This window comes from Sphaerisporangium corydalis (assembly GCF_025506355.1).
GTDB lineage: Bacteria > Actinomycetota > Actinomycetes > Streptosporangiales > Streptosporangiaceae > Sphaerisporangium > Sphaerisporangium corydalis.
The window spans coordinates 1-20,098 of sequence record NZ_JANZYP010000026.1; the positions used below are offsets into that span (position 1 = coordinate 1).

Consider the following 20,098-nt stretch of genomic DNA (forward strand, 5'->3'; position numbering starts at 1 on the left):
CGCCCGTCCTGAACGACCCTCCCTCCCTCGTTCTGAACGATCCCCCTCCCTCCCTCGTCGCCGAGGTCGTGTTGGGGTGGGCGGAGCATTGGCGGTCCATGGCGCGGGGGCGCTCGCGGGAACCGCTGTCGGTCGAGCGGTTGCGGGCCGCGCTCGGCGACGGTGCGCTGATCGAGTTCGTACGGCACGAAGACCGGCTCCTCGCCGTCGTCGTCAGGGCGGACCGCTGCGTGCTGCACCCTCTCGGCTCGTACACCGCCGCCGCCGAGGCGACGATCCGGCTCCGGTACGGCCTGCGCCGCGCGGGCCTGCGGGACACGGGGACGCACGGCGGGGTGGCCCACGAGGCCGGGCGGCTCGCCGACCAGGTGCTCGGGCCGCTGGTCGGGGACCTGGGAGACGGACCCGTGGTGGTCGTGCCGACCGGCGCCCTTCACACCCTGCCGTGGCCGGTGCTCCCCTCGTTCCGGGGCCGGGCGGTATGCGTGGCGTCCAGCGCGACCGCCTGGCTCACATCGAGCGCCCGCCTCCCCGGCATTCCCCCCACCGCCGCACATCCAACGCGAACCGTACGAGTGGCAGCCGTCGCCGGCCCAGGACTCGATCACGCCGACACGGAGGCAGCAATGGTCCTCCACACCTACAAAAGCACCGACACGACTCATGTCAGGACTCCGGACGACACGGTCACAGGAACGAACACCACGGTCGCACCACACGGCGAAACCCCGGACGGTGCGGTCGTGGGTGCCGACGACACGGTCACGGCTCACGGCGGGACCCCGGACGATGCGGTCCTGACGGTGGACACCGCGGTCCCACCACACGGCGAAGCCCCAGACGATGCGGTCACGGGGGCGGACGACACGGTCGCACCTCACGGCGGGAGCCCGGACGGTGCGGTGGTCCGGGTGGAGGCCACGGTGGCGGGGGTGCTTGGGGTGCTGGAGCGGGCGGAGATCGTGCATGTCGCCGCGCATGGGTACTTCTGCGTCAGGAGTCCTCTACTGTCCAGCATTGCCCTGGAGGACGGACCGCTGATGGCCTACGACCTGCTCCGGGTCGGTCGGGCGCCGTGGCTGGTGGTGTTGTCGGCGTGCGACGCCGGGATGGCGCACGCTCCGGTCGACGGCGCCCCGCTGGGGCTCGCGGGCGCCTTCCTCGAACAGGGCACGTCCTGCGTGATCGCGGGCCTCGTCCCGGTTCGCGATGACGAGGCTCTCACGCTGATGACGCTCTTCCACACGTTGCTGATCTCCGGCCGCACCCCCGCCGAGGCTCTCGCCACGGCGAGCGAGAAGACCGGCGTCTCGGGCTTCGCCTGCTTCGGCTCCCACGGCCACCCCCTGCCGCTCCCCTGGAGTCGACCGAGCCCGTGACCCGACCGATCCCGGCACAGCCCGGACCCGTGACCAGCCGAGCTCGGAGCAGCCCGGCCCCTGGCCAGCCGAGCTCGGGGCAGCCCAGACCCGTGGCCCGGCCGAGCTCGGGGCAACCCGGACCCGGGGCCCGGTCGAGTCCGGGGCAGCCCAGGCTCGTGACCAGTCGGGTCCATGACCAGTAGGTCCATGAGCAGTCGGATTTGTGACCGACCGAACCCGTGACCAGTCGAGTTGGTGATCGGACGAGCGGACAGGTGACGGTCCGCCAGGGGGTCGGTCAGCTCTTGGCGATGGGGCGGGTGGGGTCGGTCAGCCAGCCGGACCAGGAGCCGACGTAGAGTGCCGCCGAGACGCCCGCGAGGCGTAGGGCCAGGATCTCGTGCGCGGCGGTGACCCCGGAGCCGCAGTACGCGCCGACGGGGACCTCCGGGGTGATCCCGAACGACAGGAAGCGTTCCCTGAGGAACTCCGGCGCGTGGAAGCGCCCGGCCGGGTCGACGTTCTCGGTCGTCGGCGCGTTCACGGCCCCGGGGATGTGCCCGGCCACCGGGTCGACCGGCTCGACCTCGCCCCGGTAGCGGGCGGCGGCCCGCGCGTCCAGCAGCACGCCGTCGTCGGCCAGCGTGCTCGCCTCGGCGGCGTCCAGCACCGGCATCCCGCCCGGGGTGGCGGTGAAGTCCCCCAGCTCGGGGACCGGCTCGTCCTTGGTCACCGGACGCCCCTCGTCCACCCACCGGCGGTACCCGCCGTCGAGGACCCGCACGTCAGGGTGGCCGAAGTAACACAGCGTCCACCACGCGCGCGCCGCGACCGTGGAGTCCGCGTCGTCGTACACCACGACGGGCCGCGAGCCCGACACGCCGAGCCGCCGCATCGCGTCCTGGAACGCGGCGGTGTCCGGCAGGGGGTGGCGCCCGCCGTCGCCCGGCGGCGCGGCGAGATCACGGTCGAGATCGCAGAACACGGCGCCGGGGATATGACCTTCCCTGTACGACTCGATACCCGGAGCCCCCACCAGCCGCCACCGCACATCAAGGATCGTCGCGCCGGCGAGGTCACCGGATCCGCCTCCCAGGCGACCAGAACCACCCCGCACGTCAGTGGGCAGGTTGGCGGGGCCGTCCGGCAGGTCGGCGGGGGTGATCAAAGGGCTCGTGTTCATCGGATCACGGGGCGGACACCCTGTGGCGTTCAGCCATGGGAGGAGGCCCCTTCCCTCCCTCTCTTATGAATATTCAACCGATTCCTACCTTGACACCGCCGGTCAAGCGCGAAGCGCCGCACGTCGGGCCGGGTGCCGGATCAGCTCGCCGCGCGCGCCGTCGCCTCGGACAGGGCCTTGGCGAAGGCCAGGACGTTGCCCACGGCCTCAGGACCGTCGGCGGCCTCGCTGACCCGCAGCGACAGGTCATCGGCGGTGATCGCGCCGGTGTAGCCGTGGTCGGCCTCGCAGTTCTCGTCCCCGCAGGTGGCGGGCTCCAGGTCGACGTGGGAGATCGCGCCCCAGCCGATCGTGAGCGTCACCTCGGTCGGCGGGACGCCGGCCACGTACGAGGCGGGGTCGGGGACCACTCGGGTGACCGCGACGGACTGGACCCGGCTGAGGCGCACGGCCTCGGTCGTCGTGGACGCGTGTGAGGTGGGCATGCCGTCCGCGGGCGGGTGCTCGTCCGTGTGGCACACCAGCAGCCTGGTGGGGGACAGGACGACCACCGTGACGTGCCTGCGTACCTCCATCGCCGGGTCGAAGGTGGCCTCGTGGTGCACCACGTACGCCGTGACCTGCTCTTTGCCCAGCGCGGACTCCGCCGCGTCGGCCACGAGATCGGGGTAGTAGCCGCTGCGTTCGATAGCCTCGCGCAAGCCAGCGGCCGAGACTCGGGTTTCCCTCATAGGTCCATCCTGCCCTGTCTCGGCATGGTGTTTCACCTCACGGGCGCCCACCTTGCCAGGCTCGTCCGGGAATGCCCGCCACAGACCCAAGGCGGCACGCGACCCGGCCGCACCATCGCCACCGGCCCCAGCCGCACCATCGCCACCGGGCCCAACCCCGGGCGGGTGGCAGAGCCACATGTGACCGGTCCCGGCTCCGGGCGGATGGCAGGGCTAGTGGAGGCGGCGGGGGCCTCGGTCGGGGCGGGGGCCGATCGTGCTCCGGAGGACGACCCTGGCGCCCAGCACGCTCACCCCCGACTCCCCGACCAGAACGGGGTCCAGGTCGAGCCGGGCCACCCCGGGAAGCTCGTCGGCGAGCCGCCCCACCCGGACCAGCAGGTCCTCAAGCGCGCCCACGGCCACCGGCGGGTAGCCGTACTCCCCGAACAGCAGGGGCGCGGCGCGTACGGACCTGACCAGCGCCGCGGCGTCCTCGGCGGTCAGGGGGGCGAGCCGGAAGGCCTCGTCGCCGAGCAGGCGGGCGGTGACCTCGCCGAACCCGAACGACACCACTGCCCCGAAGTCCGGGTCGTCGGCCACCCGCACCACCGTGGGCACGGCCGGTTGCGGGGCCATCCGCTGGACCGACAGCATCACGCGCGGCCCTAACCGCTCCGCGAGGTCCTCGTACGCGCGCCGCACCCCGCCGGGGTCGGCTAGCCCGAGCCGGACGGTGCCCGCGCGGTGGGCCACTTCGGGGTCGGCGGACCGGACGACGACCGGCCAGCCGAGACGCTCGGCCGCCGCCACGGCCTCGGCCGGGGAGTTGACCACCTCGGCCGGCCACACGTCCAGCCCGTACCTGGCGAGCAGCTCCCCGGCGTCGACCTCCATCGCCCCTCCGAACGCCAGGGACGTGCCGCCCTCGGGGGTGGGGGTCTCGATGGGTGTTGGTGGGGGCGTGAGGATGCGGTGGACGAGGGACCTGGCGCCGTCGGTGTCGATGTAGCCGAGTTCGGGGAAGGTCCCCTGGGGTTGTTTCCGCCACGAGGCGTGCCGGACGACGTGCGCGAGGGCCCGTACGGCCTCCTCGGCGGCGGGATAGGAGGGGATGGACCCCTTGCCCGGTTCGCCCGACTCACCCGGAACGCGCAGCTCGGGCGGCATGCCCATGCGCCCCTCGAAGGTCGCCAGGACCGGTTTGCCGGTGTCCCGTGCCACCCGTACGAGCTCGGCCGCCACCTCGGCCGCGTTCCCCGGCACCGGCGGCATGTAGATCGCGACGATGGCGTCCACCTCGCAGTCCATGTCCGCCAGGGCCTTCCGGTAGTCGCGCGCCCCCGCCGTGGCCCCGAGATTGGCCGCCGCACACGGCTCCAGCCCGGCCGCCACGCAGGCGTCCACCGCGAGCAGCGCCATGGCGTCGGAGTTGCTGACCACGCCGACCCTCGGCCCGCCGGGCAGCGGCTGGTAGGCGAGAAGCTGGGCCACGTCGAAGAGCTGGGTGAGGTCGTCCACGCGGATCACCCCCGCCTGCTCGAACAGCGCACTGAGCGCGGTGTCGGGCAGCACGAGGGCCGGCGCGGCGTGCCCCACGGGCACCCCCTGGGTGGTCCCGCCGCTCTTGACCACGACGATCGGCTTCCTGCGCGAGGTGCGCCGGGCCAGGCGGGCGAACTTGCGGGGGTTTCCGAGCGACTCCAGGTACAGAAGGATCACGTCGGTGGCCGGGTCCTCCTCCCAGTACTGCAGGAGGTCGTTGCCCGAGACGTCGGCCCGGTTCCCCGCCGACACGAAGGTCGAGATGCCCATGCCGCGCTGGGCGACCCGCTGGAGCAGGGCGGTGCCGAGCGCTCCGGACTGGCTGAAGAACCCCACACGGCCCCGGCCGGGCAGGTGGGCGGCCAGGGTGGCGTTCAGGCGGACGGAGGGGTCGGTGTTGGCGATGCCGAGGCAGTTCGGGCCGACCACCCTGAGCCCGTACGAGCGGGCGACGCGCACGAGATCGTCCTGCCGCGCCCGCCCGTCCGGGCCGCTCTCCCCGAAGCCGGACGAGACGACGACCAGGCCCTTCACGCCCTTCTCCGCGCATTCCTCGACGACGTCGAGGACCGCGTCCGCGGGCACGGCCACCACGGCGAGGTCGACGTCCCCGTCGATGGCCGAGACGCTCTTGTACGCGCGCACGCCCGCCACCGCCCGTACCTCGCGGTGGACCGGGTAGACCGGGCCGTTGAAGTCGGCTCCGAGGAGGTTGCGCAGCACGGTCTGCCCGATCCCGCCCGCCTCGCGTCCCGCGCCGACGACCACCACCGACGTCGGGGTGAGCAAGCGCTCGATCGAACGCGCCTCGGCGCGGTGCTCGCGGGCCGTCGTGACCTCCAGGGAGGTCTCGGTGGTGGCCAGGTCCAGGGTCATCCGCACGACCCCGTCCTCGAACTCGCTCTGCGCGGTGTACCCCGCTTGGCGGAAGAACGCCATCATCCGGTTGTTGGACGGCAGCACGTCGGCGATGAACCGCTTGATGCCGCGTTCCCTGGCCGCCGCCCGCAGGTGCTCCATGAGGACCGAGGCCACTCCCCTGCCCTGGTGGGCGTCCTCCACCAGGAACGCCACCTCCGCGCTGTCCTGCTGGTCCATCCGGTCGAACCGGACGACCGCCATCATCTCGGTACCGAGGGTCGCGATCAGGGCCACCCGGTTCACGTAGTCGACGGTCGTGAACCACCGCACCTCACGATCCGACAGGCGCGGCCGGGGGCCGAAGAAACGGAAGTAGATCGACTGGTCGGACAGGCGGGAGTAGAAGGCGCGGAGGATGCCGGCGTCATCCGGCCTGATGGGCCGCAGGTGCGCGGTGCCCCCGTCGGCCAGGACGACGTCCGCCTCCCAGTGGGCGGGGTAGTCAGGTTCCACATCGACGAGCGTACGGGGCGCCTCGGCGGGAACGTTGAGCAACGCTTGTGCATCGACTGTGCACGGGTGTCCGCTCTATGCCCCACGCCCCGGCTTGAAGCTGTTAGGTTTTCTGTCAGCAGCCTCCTGTAGTGCCAACAAGGTGGTGACATCATGACGCGGGTTGTCGTGGTGGGCGATCTGATGACCGATGCGGTCGCACGCGCCCGCTACCCCCTCGCCAGGGCAAGCGACACTCCGGCCGTCGTCACCATGCATGGTGGCGGCTCCGGGGCCAACATCGCTTCCTGGCTTGCCGTCGAGGGTGCGGAGGTGGCCTTCGTCGGCCGCCGAGGCGCCGACATCACGGGCCGTAACCGTGACATGGAGCTCATGGGCTACGGCGTGGACGCCCGCCTGGTCATGGACCCAGAGCGGCCGACCGGCACCTGCGTGGTGCTGGTGACGCACAAGGGCGAGCGCACGCTGCTCTCCGACCCCGGTGCGAACGCCGCACTCTCCCCCGAGGACCTTCCCCGCGACCTGTTCGCCCAGGGTGGTCACCTGCACGTCTCGGGGTACACGCTCCTGAACGACGGTTCGCGCGACGCCGGCCTGGCCGCGCTCGACCACGCGCGCAGGGCGGGCATGTCGATCTCGGTCGACTGCGCCTCCGCCGCGCCGCTGGAGCGCACCGGCGCCGAGCCGTTCCTGGAGTGGACCCACAGTGCGAAACTGCTGTTCGCCAACGACTCGCAGGCCAAGGTGCTCACGGGCCGCGACGACCCGGCGTCCGCCGCCAAGGTGCTCACCGCCTGGTTCCCCCAGGTCGTGATCAAGCTGGGTGGCGAGGGCTCGCTCTGGTACACCAACAACCGGGCGGAACCCGTCCGCGCGCCGGCCGAGCACGTCGAGCGGTCGGTCGACGGCACGGGTGCCGGAGATGCCTTCACCGCGGGCTTCCTGCAGCCGTGGCTGGAGGGCAAGCAGCCCGCCGACGCGCTCGCCGCGGGCAACGCCCTGGCCGCCAAGGCCATCAGCAACCTCGGCGCCCGCCCCCGCCTCTGACCCAGCCCCCACCCCCTCACCCTCCGCCGCTTCAGGACCCTCACCCGGTCCTGACCCGGCCTACGTACCTGCCGATCCAGGACCCTCACCCGGTTCTGATCCGGTAGCCGTATCCCGCCGACTCAAGGCCCACCGGCTCTGATGAGGCCTGCACCCGTAGTCCGTTCGCCGGCTCAGCGCCCACCCGGGCTGACAGGCGTCCTGACCCGTCCCGCCGACCCAAGGCCCATTCGGTCATCGGCGCCCGCGCCGCACCAGCGGCTCGCGCCCGGGGACCGGGGCAGCCAGCACCCCTCGTGGTGCGATCGCCGTCCGCCTAGCTCGCAGGAGGGTGGAGTGCCGGATCCTCGCCCGTTACGGCCGAACGATCCGGATCGGCTGGGCGGGTACCGGCTGATCGCGCTCCTCGGCGAAGGATCCCGCACCACCACATACCTCGCCGAACCCCTCGCCCCACCGGCGACCGGAAAGCCCTCCGGCCGATCCGGCCTGACGGCCCCGAACCCCTCAGACCGCTCCGCCCCAGCGGCCCCGAACCCCTCCGACCGTTCCGCCCCGGCGGCCGGGGAGCCGTCCACCCGGCCGACCCCGCACCCCTCCAGCCCTTCGGCCGGAGAGCCGTCCACCCGGGCGACCCCGCACTCCTCCGACCCTCCCGGCCCGGCGGCCGGGGAGCCGTCCACCCGGGCGGCCACGCACACCTCCGACCGTTCCGGCCCGGCGGCCGGGGAGCCGTCCACCCGGGCCGAGGTGACGGCACCGAGGTCCTCTGGGCGGTCTGATCTGAGGGACGGGGAGCCGGCCGGTGGGTCTGGGGGGTATGTCGTTCTGACGTCGCTTCGGGCTGAGCTGCCGGCGGGCGGGCGGGCCGAGCGGCGGTTCGTCACGAAGCTGACCTCCGCGTCCATGGTCGTCCAGTCGGGTACGGCACGCGTTCTGGACATCGGCCTCGGGATCGGGCGGCCGTTCGTCGTCAGCGAGTACGTCCAGGGCGACTCCCTGCGCGATCTGGTGGCCAGGCACGGACCTCTCAACGAGAAGAGCCTGCTGAGCCTGGCCTCCGCCACCGCCGCCGCGCTCGCCGCCGTCCACCGGGCCGGCATCGTGCACCGGGACCTCCACCCCGGAAACGTCCTGCTCGGCCCCGCCGGTACCCACGTGGTCGACTTCAGCGTCTCCACCGCCCTGGACGCCTGCCGGCCCCCCATCGACAACAGAAACGACAAAAGCAGCACGGACCACATCCTGGGCACCCACGCCCAGGGCAGCCACGGCGCGATGAGCGTGCCCGGGTTCATGCCTCCCGAGCAGTTGGGCGGTGGCGAACTCGGGCCCCCGGCGGACATCTTCGCCTGGGCGGCCACCCTGGTCTTCGCCGCCACCGGCAGACCACCGGCTGACGGGTCTGGTGGTTCTCCGGCCGGGTTCGCTGGTACGTCTCGGATCAGTACGTCCGAGGGATCGCCGTACGGCGTGCCCTCAGGGCCTTCGGAGGGTTCATCCGGGAAGCGTCCGTTCGGCGAGGGCTGGCGGGTTCGGTTCGGCGGGGCACAGCGGGTTCGGTTCGGCGGGGCCTGGCGGGTTCGGTTCGGTGGGGGAATCTTGGGGGCCGTCAGGCGGAGGTTCCCTGCCAGGAAGACCGATCTCTCCGTGCTGCCCGCCGCGCTGCTTCCGCTGGTGCGTGCCGCCCTGGACGAGGACCCAGCGCGGCGGCCGACCGCCGCCGATGCCCTCCAGACCCTGCTCCAGCTCCAGGAACTCCTGACCGCCCGCACCCAGGAACGCTCCACAATCCCAGGCATCACGTCCATAACCCCAGACACCACCTCCACCGCGACCGGGGACACCACACCCTCCACAACCGGGGGCACCACATCCTCGGCGACAGGAGACCCCCCGGCCCCGGACAGCGGCACGTCCTCCCCCGGCGTTCCCTCCAGCCCGGACGGCGCCACGCGCTCGGACGCCGCCGCGTCGGCCGACATTCCTCCCGAAGGGGACGACTTCGCCGTCCCTGGCACCACCGCGCCCGCCGAAAGGGGCGGCTCCGCGTCCCAGAAGGGCGTCTCGGTGCTCGGAGAAGCCGGTGCGGAGGATCGGGATGTCGTTCCGGGGGGTGGTGGATCATCGGTTGTCGCGTGGCCGGTGGAGGCGGTGCGGTCGATCATTTCGGTTGAGATGCCGCAGGATCGTCTCGGGAGGACCCCTACTCCTGGATTCCGGCGGGCATGGGTGATGGCCGGTCTCGCGGCGGCTGCGGGCGCGGCGGTCGCCGCTCTCCTGAGTGCCGCGCTCCCCACCCCTGCACCCCTACCGTCGTCACCCTCCGTAACCACCCCTACGTCCCCCCAGTCTTCCGGCCCGCCCTGAGAACCGGCCCTCAGTTGGTAGTGGCCAGGGCCAGCGGAAGGACGGCGGGCGCGCCGGCCTCGCGGAGGATCATGGCGCCCATGGTCATCGTCCAGCCGGTGTCGACGCGGTCGTCGACCAGGAGCACCGGGCCGCCGGAGACGTCGGCCTCCGGGGGCGCGAGGGTCGCGCGGAGGGCACGGACGCGCTGGGCGCTGTTGTGCTGGCGGCCGGGCGGGCCCTGCCGGTAGGTCAGGGAGCCGAGGAAGGTGAGCCTGCCGATGGCGGCCAGCCGCTCGCCCAGGCTCGCGACCAGCAGCGGCCGGGTCGAGGACGGCACGGTGACCACCGAGACCGGGCGCTCGGCCCACCGCCAGGAGCTCAGCACCTTCACGACGGCGGCGAACACCTCGTCGGGCACCGGGCCGTCGGGGGCGCCGGTCGCCAGCAGGCGTCTCAGGCTGTTGCCCCAGCCGATGTCGGTGAGCCGCCCGAGCGCACGTCCCGGCTCCGCCGCCCACTCGGGGCGGATCCGGCCGGACAGCCCGAGCTCCTTCAGCCCGATGGGCCACTGGCGGCGGGGATCGACGTCGACACCGGGCCGCTGGAGCCGCTCGCGGGCGGTGTGAACCGCCTCGGTCGCGATGTCGGCGGAACGGTGGACGCCGGTGCAGTTGTCGCACCGGCCGCAGGGCCGCGCCGTGTCGTCGTCGAGGTGGCGCCGGAGGAACTCCTCCCTGCACTCCTCGGTGGTGATGTAGCCGAGCATGGCCTGCTGCTCGGCCGCGCGCTCGGCGGCGACCCGCGCGTACCGCTCGGTGTCGTACGCCCAGGGGCGGCCCGTGCTCTGCCAGCCGCCCTTGACCCGCTTGGCCGCCCCGTCCACGTCGAGGACCTTGAGCATGGTCTCCAGCCGGTTGCGGCTGAGGTCGACGCGGGTCTCCAGCGCGGCCGTGGACATCATGCCCCGCTCGGCCAGGGTCTGGAGCGTGGCACGCACGACGGCCTCCGGCGGGAAGGCGAGCGAGGCGAAATACGCCCAGATGTCGCGGTCCTCGGGGCCGGGGAGCAGGATCACCTCCGCGCGTTCCACCCCTCGGCCCGCCCGGCCGACCTGCTGGTAGTAGGCCACGGGCGAGGCCGGGGCGCCGACGTGGATGACGAAGCCGAGGTCGGGCTTGTCGAACCCCATGCCGAGCGCGGAGGTCGCGACCAGGGCCTTGAGCCGGTTGCCGAGCAGCGCCTGCTCGGCGGCGAGCCGCTCGGCGGGATCGGTCTGCCCGGAGTACGCGGCGACCTCGTGGCCCTGGTCGCGCAGGTAGGCGGCGATCTCCTGGGTGGCGGCGACGGTGAGGGTGTAGATGATGCCGGACCCGGGCAGCTCGCGCAGGGTCTCGGCGAGCCAGGCCAGCCGCTGCTCGGCGGTGCCCAGCCGGACGACGCTGAGGTGCAGGCTGTCGCGTTCGAGCGGCCCGCGCAGCACCAGGGTGCCGGCGGCGGCACGGCGACCGGCCTCCCGCGCGGGCCCGTCTCCGGGCACCGCGCCCACGTCGCCGGGCAACGCATCCAGGTCGCCGGACACCGCATCCAGGCCGCCGGGGTCGCCCTCGCCTGCGGCACGGGGGACGCCGGTGCCGAGTTGCTCGGCGACGTCGCGGGTGACGCGGGCGTTGGCCGTGGCGGTGGTCGCGAGGACCGGCACGCCCGGCGGCAGGTCGGCCAGGAGGGTGCGCAGGCGGCGGTAGTCGGGGCGGAAGTCATGGCCCCAGTCAGAAATGCAGTGGGCCTCGTCGACCACCACCAGGCCGGCGCCGGCCGCGAGCTTGGGCAGGACCAGGTCGCGGAAGTCGGGGTTGTTGAGCCGCTCCGGGCTGACCAGCAGCACGTCGACCTCGCCCCGCTCGACCTCGGCGTGGATCAGGTCCCATTCGTCGACGTTGGCGGAGTTGATCGTGGCGGCGTGGACCCCGGCGCGGTCGGCGGCGGCGATCTGGTTGCGCATCAGGGCGAGCAGGGGCGACACGATGACCGTGGGGCCGGCGCCCCGCGCCCGCAGGAGCGCGGTCGCGATGAAGTAGACCGCCGACTTGCCCCAGCCGGTGCGCTGGACGACCAGCGCGCGCCGCCGGTCGACGACCAGGGCCCGGATGGCGGACCACTGGTCGTCCCGCAGCCGGGCGTGCTCCCCCGCGAGGGCTCGCAGCCGCAGCTCCGCCTCGGCCCGCAGGCCGTTCTCGTCAACCATGGGTCCTTGGTACCAGGTCCTGGTGACGTTTTCGGCCGTCCGGGCCCTCCTGTGGACGACCACCTCGCGATCCGGCCCTCCTGTGGACGACCGTCCGGCGGAGGGCCGGAACAGCGAAAACGCCGCTCCCGGAGAGCCCGAGGGTGAGGCGGGACCCGCCCACCACGGCGATCCCGGGGATCGAGGGATCGTCCGCGCGGGCGAGGGCGGCTCAGGCCCCGGTCACGTCACCCTGCCTGGACCGCGGATCGTCCGCGCGGGCGAGGCGGGCTCAGGCCTTGTGCTGGTCGAAGGCGGCGATGGTGACGCGGTGCATGACGCGGCGCTCGGTGTAGTCGGCCACCGCGTAGTGCTGGGTGCTGCGGTTGTCCCAGAACGCCATCGTGCCCGGCCGCCAGGTCAGCCGCACCTGGAACTCCGGTGAGCGGATGTGGTCGATGAGGTACGGCAGGAGCGCCTCGTTCTCCCGGTCCGACAGGCCGACCAGGCGGGTGGTGGACGCCCGGTTCACGAAGAGGGACTTCATCCCCGTCTCGGGGTGGACCCGGACGACGGGCCGCTCGTACGGCGGCCACTTCGCCTGCATCTCGGCGAGGTCGTACTTGTGCCCCTTGGAGATGGCCTTCCGCATCGAGCCGGTGATGTCGTGCATGGCGGTCAGCTCGTCGCAGAGCCGCTGGATGGGCGGGGACAGTGCCTCGTACGCCATGCAGGCGTTGGCCCACATGGTGTCGCCGCCGACCGAGGGGATCACCAGGCAGCGCAGCAGCGAGCCCATGGGCGGCTCGGGCTCGAAGGTGTTGTCGCTGTGCCACTCGTCGCCTCCCTCGCCCTTGGGGTCGACCTGGTCGAGACGGTGGATGGCGCTGCTCTGGTCCTTGTTGAACGCGGGGATGTTGAGGTCGCCGAACCGCAGCGCGAACTGGGCGTGCTCCTCGTCGTTGATGTTCTGGTCCCTGAAGAAGAGGACCTTGTGCTTGAGCCATCCCTGCCTGATGGTGTGGACCTCGTCCTCGGACAACGGCTTGCGCAGATCGACCCCGGTCACCTCGGCGCCGATGTTCCTGGTCATGGGCTTGAACTCGATCATGTCTCCGGTAGCCCTCCTCGTCCGAGCCCAGCCCGAGAGACTGAGCAAGCAACCGCTTGGTCAAGCATAGGCCGCACCACCCGGTGATCGCGAGGGCGGGCGGTCTCTCCGCAGGCCGCGCGGCGCCGGCGGGGCGGCCCGGAAAGTCCTTCGAGTCGCGAAGCACGCTCGACCTTCGGCACAATGTTCGATATGGCCCGACGGACTACCACACCCCCGCCAGACGAGGACTTCGAGGAGCGGATCGTCGACATCGACGTTTCGACCGAGATGCGCACCAGTTTCCTGGAGTACGCCTACTCCGTGATCTACCAGCGCGCGCTCCCCGACGCCCGCGACGGACTGAAGCCGGTCCAGCGCCGAATCCTCTACTCCATGAGCGAGATGGGCCTGCGGCCCGACCGGGGGCACGTCAAGTCCTCACGCGTCGTCGGCGACGTGATGGGCAAGCTCCACCCGCACGGCGACACCGCGATCTACGACGCGCTGGTGCGCATGGCGCAGCCGTTCTCCATGCGGCTCCCGCTGGTCGACGGCCACGGCAACTTCGGCTCGCCCGACGACCTGCCCGCCGCCATGCGGTACACCGAGGCGCGGCTGGCCCCGGCGGCCATGCTGATGGTGCAGTCGATCGACGAGGACACCGTCGACTTCAAGCCCAACTACGACGGCCAGGAGACCGAGCCGACGGTCCTGCCGAGCGCGTTCCCGAACCTCCTGGTGAACGGCGCCACGGGCATCGCGGTCGGCATGGCGACCAACATGGCCCCGCACAACCTCGTCGAGGTCATCGCCGCCGCCCGGCACCTCATCAGGAACCCCGACGCGACCCTGGACGAGCTGATGCGCTTCGTCCCGGGCCCCGACCTGCCGACCGGCGGTTCGATCATCGGGCTGGCGGGCGTCAGGGACGCGTACGAGACCGGCCGCGGCACCTTCCGGATGCGCGCCAAGACCACGATCGACCAGGTCACCCCGCGCCGCAAGGGCATCGTCGTCACCGAGCTGCCGTTCAACGTCGGCCCCGAGCGGGTCATCACCAAGATCAAGGAGCTGGTGACCTCCAAGAAGCTCTCCGGCATCTCCGACCTGAAGGACCTCACCGACCGGCACAAGGGCCTGCGCCTGGTCATCGAGATCAAGAACGGCTTCCACCCCGAGGCCGTGCTCGCCGAGCTGTACCGCCTGACCCCGATGGAGGAGACCTTCGGGATCAACAACGTGGCGCTGGTCGACGGCCAGCCGCGCACCCTCGGCCTGAAGGACCTGCTGCGGGTCTACGTCGAGCACCGCGTCGAGGTCGTGCGCAGGCGGTCGAGCCACCGGCGGCGCAAGCGCGAGGACCGCCTCCACCTGGTCGACGGCCTCATCGTCGCGCTGCTCAACATCGACGAGGTCATCCAGGTCATCCGTTCCTCGGACGACTCGGCCATGGCGCGCACGCGCCTGATGGAGATCTTCGACCTGTCGGAGATCCAGGCCAACTACATCCTCGACACGCCGCTGCGCCGCCTCACCAAGCTGGACAAGATCGAGCTCGACCGCGAGCGCCAGGTCCTGCAGGAGGAGATCGCCGAGCTGACCGCGATCCTGTCGTCGGAGGACCGGCTGCACCGCGTCGTCTCGGCCGAGCTGGCCGAGGTCTCCAAGACCTACGGCACGCCGCGCCGCACCGTCCTGCTGGAGGCCGGGGCCGTCACCGTCCCCGGCGCCATCCCGCTGGAGGTCGCCGACGACCCGTGCCTGGTCCTGCTCTCCTCGACCGGCCTGCTGGCGCGCACGGGCGACGACTCGGCCCTCGGCTCGGGAGAGGAACGCTCGGCCCACGACGTGCTGGTGTCGGTCGTGCGCTCGACGGTGCGCGGCGAGGTGGGGGTGGTGACCTCGGCCGGGCGCCTGATCAGGGTGTCGGTCGTCGACCTGCCCACGCTGCCGCCCTCGGCCAGCCCGCCGTCCCTGTCAGGGGGCCATCCGGTCAGCGAGTACGTCACGCTCAACGCCGGTGAGCTCGTCGTGGGCCTCGGGTCCCTCGACCCCGAAGGGCACGGCCTCGCGCTCGGCACCGCCCAGGGCGCGGTGAAGCGTGTCGTGCCCGAGTACCCGGCGAACCGCAACGACTTCGAGGTCATCGGGCTCAAGCCAGGCGACAGCGTGGTCGGCGCCGTCGAGCTGGTGTCGGAGGACCACGACCTGGTGTTCATCACCACCGAGGCGCAGCTCCTGCGCTTCCCCGCCTCGTCGGTACGGCCGCAGGGGCGCCCGGCGGGCGGCATGGCCGGCATCCGCCTGGACGACGGCGCGAAGGTCATCTGGTTCGGCGTGGTCGACCCGGCGCACGAGGCCCGTGTGGTCACCGTCGCCGGGTCCGTCTCGGCGCTCCCGGGCACGGAGGCGGGCGGCGGAAAGATCTCCGACTACGCCGAGTTCCCGCCCAAGGGCAGGGCCACCGGCGGGGTGCGGGCCCAGCGGTTCCTCAAGGGCGAGGACATGCTCGTCCTGGCCTGGGCCGGCCCGGCCCCCATCAAGGCCGTCTCCTCGACCGGCAAGCCGGTCGAGCTGCCCGCCGAACTGGGCCGGCGCGACGGTTCGGGGCTGCGTCTCGCCGCGACCATCGCGGCGATCGGCGGGGCCCTTGGCGTCCATCTCGGCACGGCCGGCGAACGGCGCGCGATCGGCTACGACCCCGACGCCGCCGACCCGGCGGCCGACTAGGTGGGGTCGCAGAGGCAGAAGGGGTGGCCGGCGGGGTCCAGGAAGACCGTGAAGCCCTCGTCGGCCTCTCCCGGCTGGTAGGGGTGCTTGACGGCTCCGAGGGCCAGGACCTCGGCCTCGGCCTTCTTGCGGTCGTCCACCGTCAGGTCGAGGTGGAACTGCTGAGGGTGCTCAGAGGTGGGCCAGTTCGGCGGCTGGTAGTCGTCCGCCCGCTGGAACGCCAGCCGGAAGGGCCCGCCGTCGGTCAGTGACACCCATTCGCTGTCCTCGTGGAGGACCTTCCAGCCGACCACGGCCGAGTAGAAATCGGCCAGGGCCTTCGGGTCGGGGCAGTCCAGTACGACGGCCCGCATGCGCGCGATCTCGCTCATCGCCACTCCCTTGCTACGTCCGCTCGGCAACACCGTCGATCAGGGTAACCAGGCGTTTCCGAGGATGAAACCGGTTTTGGAGGCAGGCGCCGTGCCCGTGAGCACGGCCGCTCCGCCCTGTATCCCGAGCGAGACGGCCCAAACGCGGGTCAGGTGACCGCCGGGCGGCAGGCGGGCGACGCCTCCGGGGGGATGGCGGCCAGCAGTTCCCAGGGCTCGCCGGCCTGCCAGAAGTCGATGAGCCTGGCCGCCTCCCCCGGGGCGAACTCCCCCGAACCCTCAGGACCGAAGCACCCGGCCTCCCCCAGCGCGACGATCAGCGGGTCGTCTCCGGGGAGGGTCTCGGCGTACGCGGCGGCGTCCAGGAGCGCCAGCGCGCAACGCGCGTTCCAGCCGTCGTCCCTGCGCTGGACCCGGTCGAGCCGCCACCTGGCCCGGGCACGCAGGTAGCCGGCGAGCGAATCGGTCATCCCCACGAACCGCCTCCACGATCTTGCACTCAGAGTCGAATCATCATCACCCGAAGTGACCATCGATCGTGGGACCTTTGCGAAGACCATCCCGAGCACCCCGGGCGTGTTCCCCCGGGCGCCATCCGGGAACATTGGCACCATGACGGAAGCGTTCGATGATCTGCTGGCCGCCAACGAGAAGTTCGCCCAGACGTTCAAGCACTCCAACCTGACCGGCCGCGCGATGCGTGGCCTCGCCGTGGTCACCTGCATGGACTCACGGATCGACCCCCTGGGGCTGCTCGGCCTCGGGGCCGGCGACGCGAAGATCCTCCGCAACGCCGGTGCCCGGGTGACCGACGACGTGCTGCGCACGCTCGTGCTCGCGGTGTACCTCCTCGGTGTCGACCGCGTGCTGGTCATGCCGCACACCGATTGCAGAATGGCCAAGTCGACCGACGAGGACGTCCATGACCTGATAACCCACGAATACGGCGTCGACACGCGCAGCCTGGAGTTCCACACCGTGCCCGACCAGGACGCCGCGCTCCGGCGCGACCTGATCCGTATCCGCACCTACCCGTACCTGCCCGACCGACTGGCCGTCGGCGGAGCGGTCTACGACGTTCACACGGGCAAGCTGATGCCCGTGGAGTTGTGAGGTGACGACCGGCCTCGCGGAGTGACCGCGAGGCCGCCGGCGGGGGTCGTTGTCAAGGACCTTGTCAACGACCTCCCGCGGGCCCGGCGTCGGACGGATCGACCGTCGAGCGGGTCACGCGCCGGGCGGGTCAGCCGTCGAGCGGGTCAGCCGTCGAGCGCGTCAGGCGTCGATGTGGTCGCGGTCGACCTCGGCGGCGCTGCCGACGATGAACTCGCGGCGCGGGGCCACGTCGCTTCCCATGAGCAGCGCGAAGATCTGCTCGGCGGCCTCGACGTCCTCGATGCGGACGCGGCGGAGCGTGCGGTGGCGCGGCTCCATCGTGGTCTCCGCGAGCTGGTCGGCGTCCATCTCGCCGAGGCCCTTGTAACGCTGGATCGGGTCCTTGTAGCGCTTGCCCCGGCGGTCGAGGTCGCGCAGCACCTTGTGCAGCTCGGCGTCGGAGTAGGTGTAGACGTACTTGTCCTTGCCCCTGCCCGGGTTGATGATCTCGATGCGGTGCAGCGGAGGCACGGCGGCGAACACGCGGCCCGCCTCGACCATGGGCTTCATGTAGCGATGGAACAGCGTCAGCAGCAGGCAGCGGATGTGGGCGCCGTCGACGTCGGCGTCGGCCATCAGGATGACCTTGCCGTACCGCGCGGCCTCGATGTCGAACCCCCGGCCCGAGCCCGCGCCGATCACCTGGATGATCGCGGCGCACTCGGCGTTCTTCAGCATGTCCGCGACCGAGGCCTTCTGCACGTTCAGGATCTTGCCGCGGATCGGCAGCAGGGCCTGGAACTCCGAGTCGCGGGCCGCGCGGGCGGTGCCGAGGGCCGAGTCGCCCTCGACGATGAACAGCTCGCTACGGTCCACGGCGTCGCTGCGGCAGTCGACCAGCTTGGCGGGCAGGGCGGAGTTCTCCAGGGCGCTCTTGCGCCGCTGGTTGTCGCGGTGCTCACGGGCCGCGATGCGGGCCTTGGCCGCCGCGACGATCTTCTCGAGGACGGCGCGCAGCTGCAGCTTGCTCGCCTTCTTGGTGCTGGCGAACAGCTCCTTGAGCTCCCGCGAGACGACGTGGGAGACGATGCGGCTGGCCGCGGAGGTGCCGAGCACCTCCTTGGTCTGCCCCTCGAACTGCGGCTCGGGGACCCGGACCGTGACGACCGCGGTCAGGCCTTCGAGGATGTCCTCCTTGGTGACCGGATCGTCGCCGTTCTTGAGCAGCCGGGTCTCCCTGAGCTGCTCGTTGACCGTGCGGACCAGGGCGCGCTCGAAGCCGCTGAGGTGGGTGCCGCCCTTGGGGGTCGCGATCACGTTGACGAACGAGCGCACGGTCGTCTCGTAGCCCTTGCCCCAGCGGACGGCGACGTCCACGGTGAGCTCGCGCTCGACCTCGGTGGAGGTCATGTGGCCCTGCTCGTCGAGCACCGGGACGGTCTCGTGGAAGTGGCCGACGCCCTGCAGGCGCATGACGTCGCACACGGCCTCGTCGCGGGCCAGGAACTCGGTGAACTCGGAGATGCCGCCGTCGAAGCGGAACTCGTCGTCCACCGGCTCCTCGTCGCGGCTGTCGCGCACCGCGATCGTGAGGCCGGGGACCAGGAAGGCGGTCTGCCGCGCGCGGACGTGGATCTCGTCGAGCGAGACCTCGGCCTCGGGCAGGAAGATCTGGCTGTCGACCCACCAGCGCACACGGGTGCCGGTGATCTTGTTACGGAGGGCGCCGCCGTCGCGCAGGCCCGACTTCTTCTTGAACTTCGCCCCGGGGCCGTCGCCGTCGAAGACGCCGGGCACGCCACGGCGGAAGCTGATCTCGTGGACGCGCCCGCCCCGGTCGACCTCGACGTCGAGCCGCGCCGACAGGGCGTTGACCACCGAGGCTCCGACGCCGTGCAGGCCGCCGGAGGCGCCGTAGGACCCGCCGCCGAACTTCCCGCCCGCGTGGAGCTTGGTGTAGACGAGCTCGACGCCCGCGAGGCCGCTCTTGGGCTCGACGTCGACCGGGATGCCACGGCCGTCGTCGCGGACCTCGATGGACCCGTCGGGGAAGAGCTCGACCTCGATGCGCTTGCAGAAGCCGGCGAGAGCCTCGTCGACGGCGTTGTCCACGATCTCCCAGAGGCAGTGCATGAGGCCGCGGCTGTCAGTGGACCCGATGTACATTCCGGGGCGCTTACGGACGGCCTCAAGGCCTTCCAGCACCGACAGATGACGGGCCGTGTAACCCGCCTCCGTGCTGACTGCGGTCACTCCCACTCCCACTGAGCATCGAACATGTGTGCGTAGCCTACCGTTCCTTGATGTTCCGGCGCGCCTAAGCGTCTCACCAAGAAGATGTTCTGCGTCGGCCGCGAGTCGATTCACGTCACTTAACGACACATTCTGCTCTCGGCGTATCCGGAAGGCGATTGGGAACGTCTGCATCCGGTTAGATGTTGAGCCAAGTGACTGACGCCAAATCCCCACGTCAGTGGGGTGACCCGAAAGGCGATACGTGACTGGAGCTCTCGCCCCCACCAAGCCGCTTACCGCCGTGGACCGTTGCGACCGGTGCGGCGCCCAGGCGTACATCCGCGCGTCCCTCCCCGTGGGCGGGGAGCTACTGTTCTGTGCCCACCACGGGCGTCGGCACGTCGCGGCACTGCGCGACAAGGGTGCCGACATCCAGGACGAGTCTGCGCGCCTGAGCGAAACCCCAACCTCGAATGCCACCGAGCGGTGAGCACGCGCCCCCCGCTCTGACCCCATAACCCATAGCGAACAACCTCATAGGTGATCGCGGCGACCTCGACCGGCGTCCCCCAGGACGTCGCCCCGGGGTTCGCCGCGTCGCTCTCTCGCGGCCAGGTCGCGTGAGGCTCCCGGAGGCCCGCGAGGCGCCGCCCGGGGTCACTTCACGCGGTAGTGGTAACGGCCCGACAGGGTGAAACCATCCCCGGCGTACAGCGTCGTGGGGGGGGGGGGGGGGGGCCCCCCCCCCCCCCAACCCCCCCCCCCCCCCCCCCCCCCCCCC

Annotated in this window: 14 protein-coding genes; 6 read left to right on the forward strand and 8 right to left on the reverse strand. The window is 71.8% G+C overall.

Features of this window, described 5'->3' with window-relative positions; translation table 11 throughout:
- The coding region (locus NYZ98_RS19120; RefSeq protein ID WP_262844178.1) for a CHAT domain-containing protein at window positions 1–1,379 on the forward strand (1,379 nt) is incomplete at its 5' end.
- A gap of 280 nt (window positions 1,380–1,659) precedes the next feature.
- Here NYZ98_RS19120 and NYZ98_RS19125 read toward each other — a convergent pair.
- The 3 genes from NYZ98_RS19125 to NYZ98_RS19135 form a co-directional block, all read right to left on the reverse strand.
- Complete coding sequence (locus NYZ98_RS19125; protein ID WP_262844179.1) at window positions 1,660–2,544, reverse strand: sulfurtransferase; 885 nt, start codon at window positions 2,542–2,544, stop codon at window positions 1,660–1,662.
- A 140-nt stretch (window positions 2,545–2,684) separates the two neighbouring features.
- A complete protein-coding gene (locus NYZ98_RS19130; protein ID WP_262844180.1) occupies window positions 2,685–3,275 on the reverse strand; it encodes a DUF5998 family protein in 591 nt (196 codons plus the stop codon).
- A 213-nt stretch (window positions 3,276–3,488) separates the two neighbouring features.
- Window positions 3,489–6,173, reverse strand: a complete 2,685-nt coding sequence (locus NYZ98_RS19135) for a bifunctional acetate--CoA ligase family protein/GNAT family N-acetyltransferase (RefSeq protein WP_262844181.1) — start codon at window positions 6,171–6,173, stop codon at window positions 3,489–3,491.
- A gap of 153 nt (window positions 6,174–6,326) precedes the next feature.
- Between NYZ98_RS19135 and NYZ98_RS19140 the strand changes: the two genes are divergently transcribed.
- Both NYZ98_RS19140 and NYZ98_RS19145 read left to right on the forward strand, forming a co-directional pair.
- Window positions 6,327–7,220, forward strand: a complete 894-nt coding sequence (locus NYZ98_RS19140; protein WP_262844182.1) for a carbohydrate kinase family protein — start codon at window positions 6,327–6,329, stop codon at window positions 7,218–7,220.
- Between the two features lie 336 nt (window positions 7,221–7,556).
- Window positions 7,557–9,590 carry a protein kinase domain-containing protein gene (locus tag NYZ98_RS19145; RefSeq protein WP_262844183.1) on the forward strand — a complete coding sequence of 678 codons (2,034 nt, stop codon included), beginning with the start codon at window positions 7,557–7,559 and terminating at the stop codon, window positions 9,588–9,590.
- Between the two features lie 10 nt (window positions 9,591–9,600).
- Here the strand turns inward: NYZ98_RS19145 and NYZ98_RS19150 are convergent, their stop codons facing one another.
- Window positions 9,601–11,814, reverse strand: a complete 2,214-nt coding sequence (locus NYZ98_RS19150; RefSeq protein ID WP_262844184.1) for a RecQ family ATP-dependent DNA helicase — start codon at window positions 11,812–11,814, stop codon at window positions 9,601–9,603.
- A 271-nt stretch (window positions 11,815–12,085) separates the two neighbouring features.
- The gene (locus tag NYZ98_RS19155) at window positions 12,086–12,904 is read right to left on the reverse strand and encodes a TauD/TfdA dioxygenase family protein (protein WP_262844185.1); all 819 of its coding nucleotides are present in this window, start codon (window positions 12,902–12,904) and stop codon (window positions 12,086–12,088) included.
- 192 nt (window positions 12,905–13,096) lie between these two features.
- Between NYZ98_RS19155 and NYZ98_RS19160 the strand changes: the two genes are divergently transcribed.
- Complete coding sequence (locus NYZ98_RS19160) at window positions 13,097–15,616, forward strand: DNA gyrase/topoisomerase IV subunit A (RefSeq protein WP_262844186.1); 2,520 nt, start codon at window positions 13,097–13,099, stop codon at window positions 15,614–15,616.
- On the opposite strand, the gene NYZ98_RS19165 is transcribed toward NYZ98_RS19160, so the two are convergent.
- Window positions 15,613–15,987, reverse strand: a complete 375-nt coding sequence (locus NYZ98_RS19165; RefSeq protein ID WP_262844187.1) for a VOC family protein — start codon at window positions 15,985–15,987, stop codon at window positions 15,613–15,615. The two genes, NYZ98_RS19160 and NYZ98_RS19165, sit on opposite strands and share 4 nt — an antisense overlap.
- A gap of 149 nt (window positions 15,988–16,136) precedes the next feature.
- Window positions 16,137–16,457: a hypothetical protein gene (locus NYZ98_RS19170; RefSeq protein ID WP_262844248.1), complete on the reverse strand. Its 321-nt coding sequence runs from the start codon at window positions 16,455–16,457 to the stop codon at window positions 16,137–16,139.
- A gap of 142 nt (window positions 16,458–16,599) precedes the next feature.
- On the opposite strand from NYZ98_RS19170, the gene NYZ98_RS19175 reads away from it, so the two are divergent.
- Window positions 16,600–17,100: a beta-class carbonic anhydrase gene (locus NYZ98_RS19175; RefSeq protein ID WP_262844188.1), complete on the forward strand. Its 501-nt coding sequence runs from the start codon at window positions 16,600–16,602 to the stop codon at window positions 17,098–17,100.
- 162 nt (window positions 17,101–17,262) lie between these two features.
- Here NYZ98_RS19175 and NYZ98_RS19180 read toward each other — a convergent pair whose 3' ends face one another.
- Entirely contained in the window at window positions 17,263–19,335 is a 2,073-nt protein-coding gene (locus NYZ98_RS19180; protein WP_262844189.1) for a DNA gyrase/topoisomerase IV subunit B, read from the reverse strand.
- Between the two features lie 244 nt (window positions 19,336–19,579).
- Here NYZ98_RS19180 and NYZ98_RS19185 point away from each other — a divergent pair, with 244 nt between their 5' ends.
- A complete protein-coding gene (locus NYZ98_RS19185) occupies window positions 19,580–19,807 on the forward strand; it encodes a DUF7455 domain-containing protein (protein ID WP_262844190.1) in 228 nt (75 codons plus the stop codon).
- The last annotated feature ends 291 nt before the right edge of the window (window positions 19,808–20,098 follow it).

Bases quoted from the DNA above. Each gene is read 5' to 3' on its own strand.
- NYZ98_RS19125 (WP_262844179.1), bottom strand. From the start codon at position 2,544: ATGAACACGAGCCCTTTGATCACCCCCGCCGACCTGCCGGACGGCCCC.
- NYZ98_RS19130 (WP_262844180.1), bottom strand. From the start codon at position 3,275: ATGAGGGAAACCCGAGTCTCGGCCGCTGGCTTGCGCGAGGCTATCGAA.
- NYZ98_RS19140 (WP_262844182.1), top strand. From the start codon at position 6,327: ATGACGCGGGTTGTCGTGGTGGGCGATCTGATGACCGATGCGGTCGCA.
- NYZ98_RS19150 (WP_262844184.1), bottom strand. From the start codon at position 11,814: ATGGTTGACGAGAACGGCCTGCGGGCCGAGGCGGAGCTGCGGCTGCGA.
- NYZ98_RS19155 (WP_262844185.1), bottom strand. From the start codon at position 12,904: ATGATCGAGTTCAAGCCCATGACCAGGAACATCGGCGCCGAGGTGACC.
- NYZ98_RS19160 (WP_262844186.1), top strand. From the start codon at position 13,097: ATGGCCCGACGGACTACCACACCCCCGCCAGACGAGGACTTCGAGGAG.
- NYZ98_RS19165 (WP_262844187.1), bottom strand. From the start codon at position 15,987: ATGAGCGAGATCGCGCGCATGCGGGCCGTCGTACTGGACTGCCCCGAC.
- NYZ98_RS19170 (WP_262844248.1), bottom strand. From the start codon at position 16,457: ATGACCGATTCGCTCGCCGGCTACCTGCGTGCCCGGGCCAGGTGGCGG.
- NYZ98_RS19175 (WP_262844188.1), top strand. From the start codon at position 16,600: ATGACGGAAGCGTTCGATGATCTGCTGGCCGCCAACGAGAAGTTCGCC.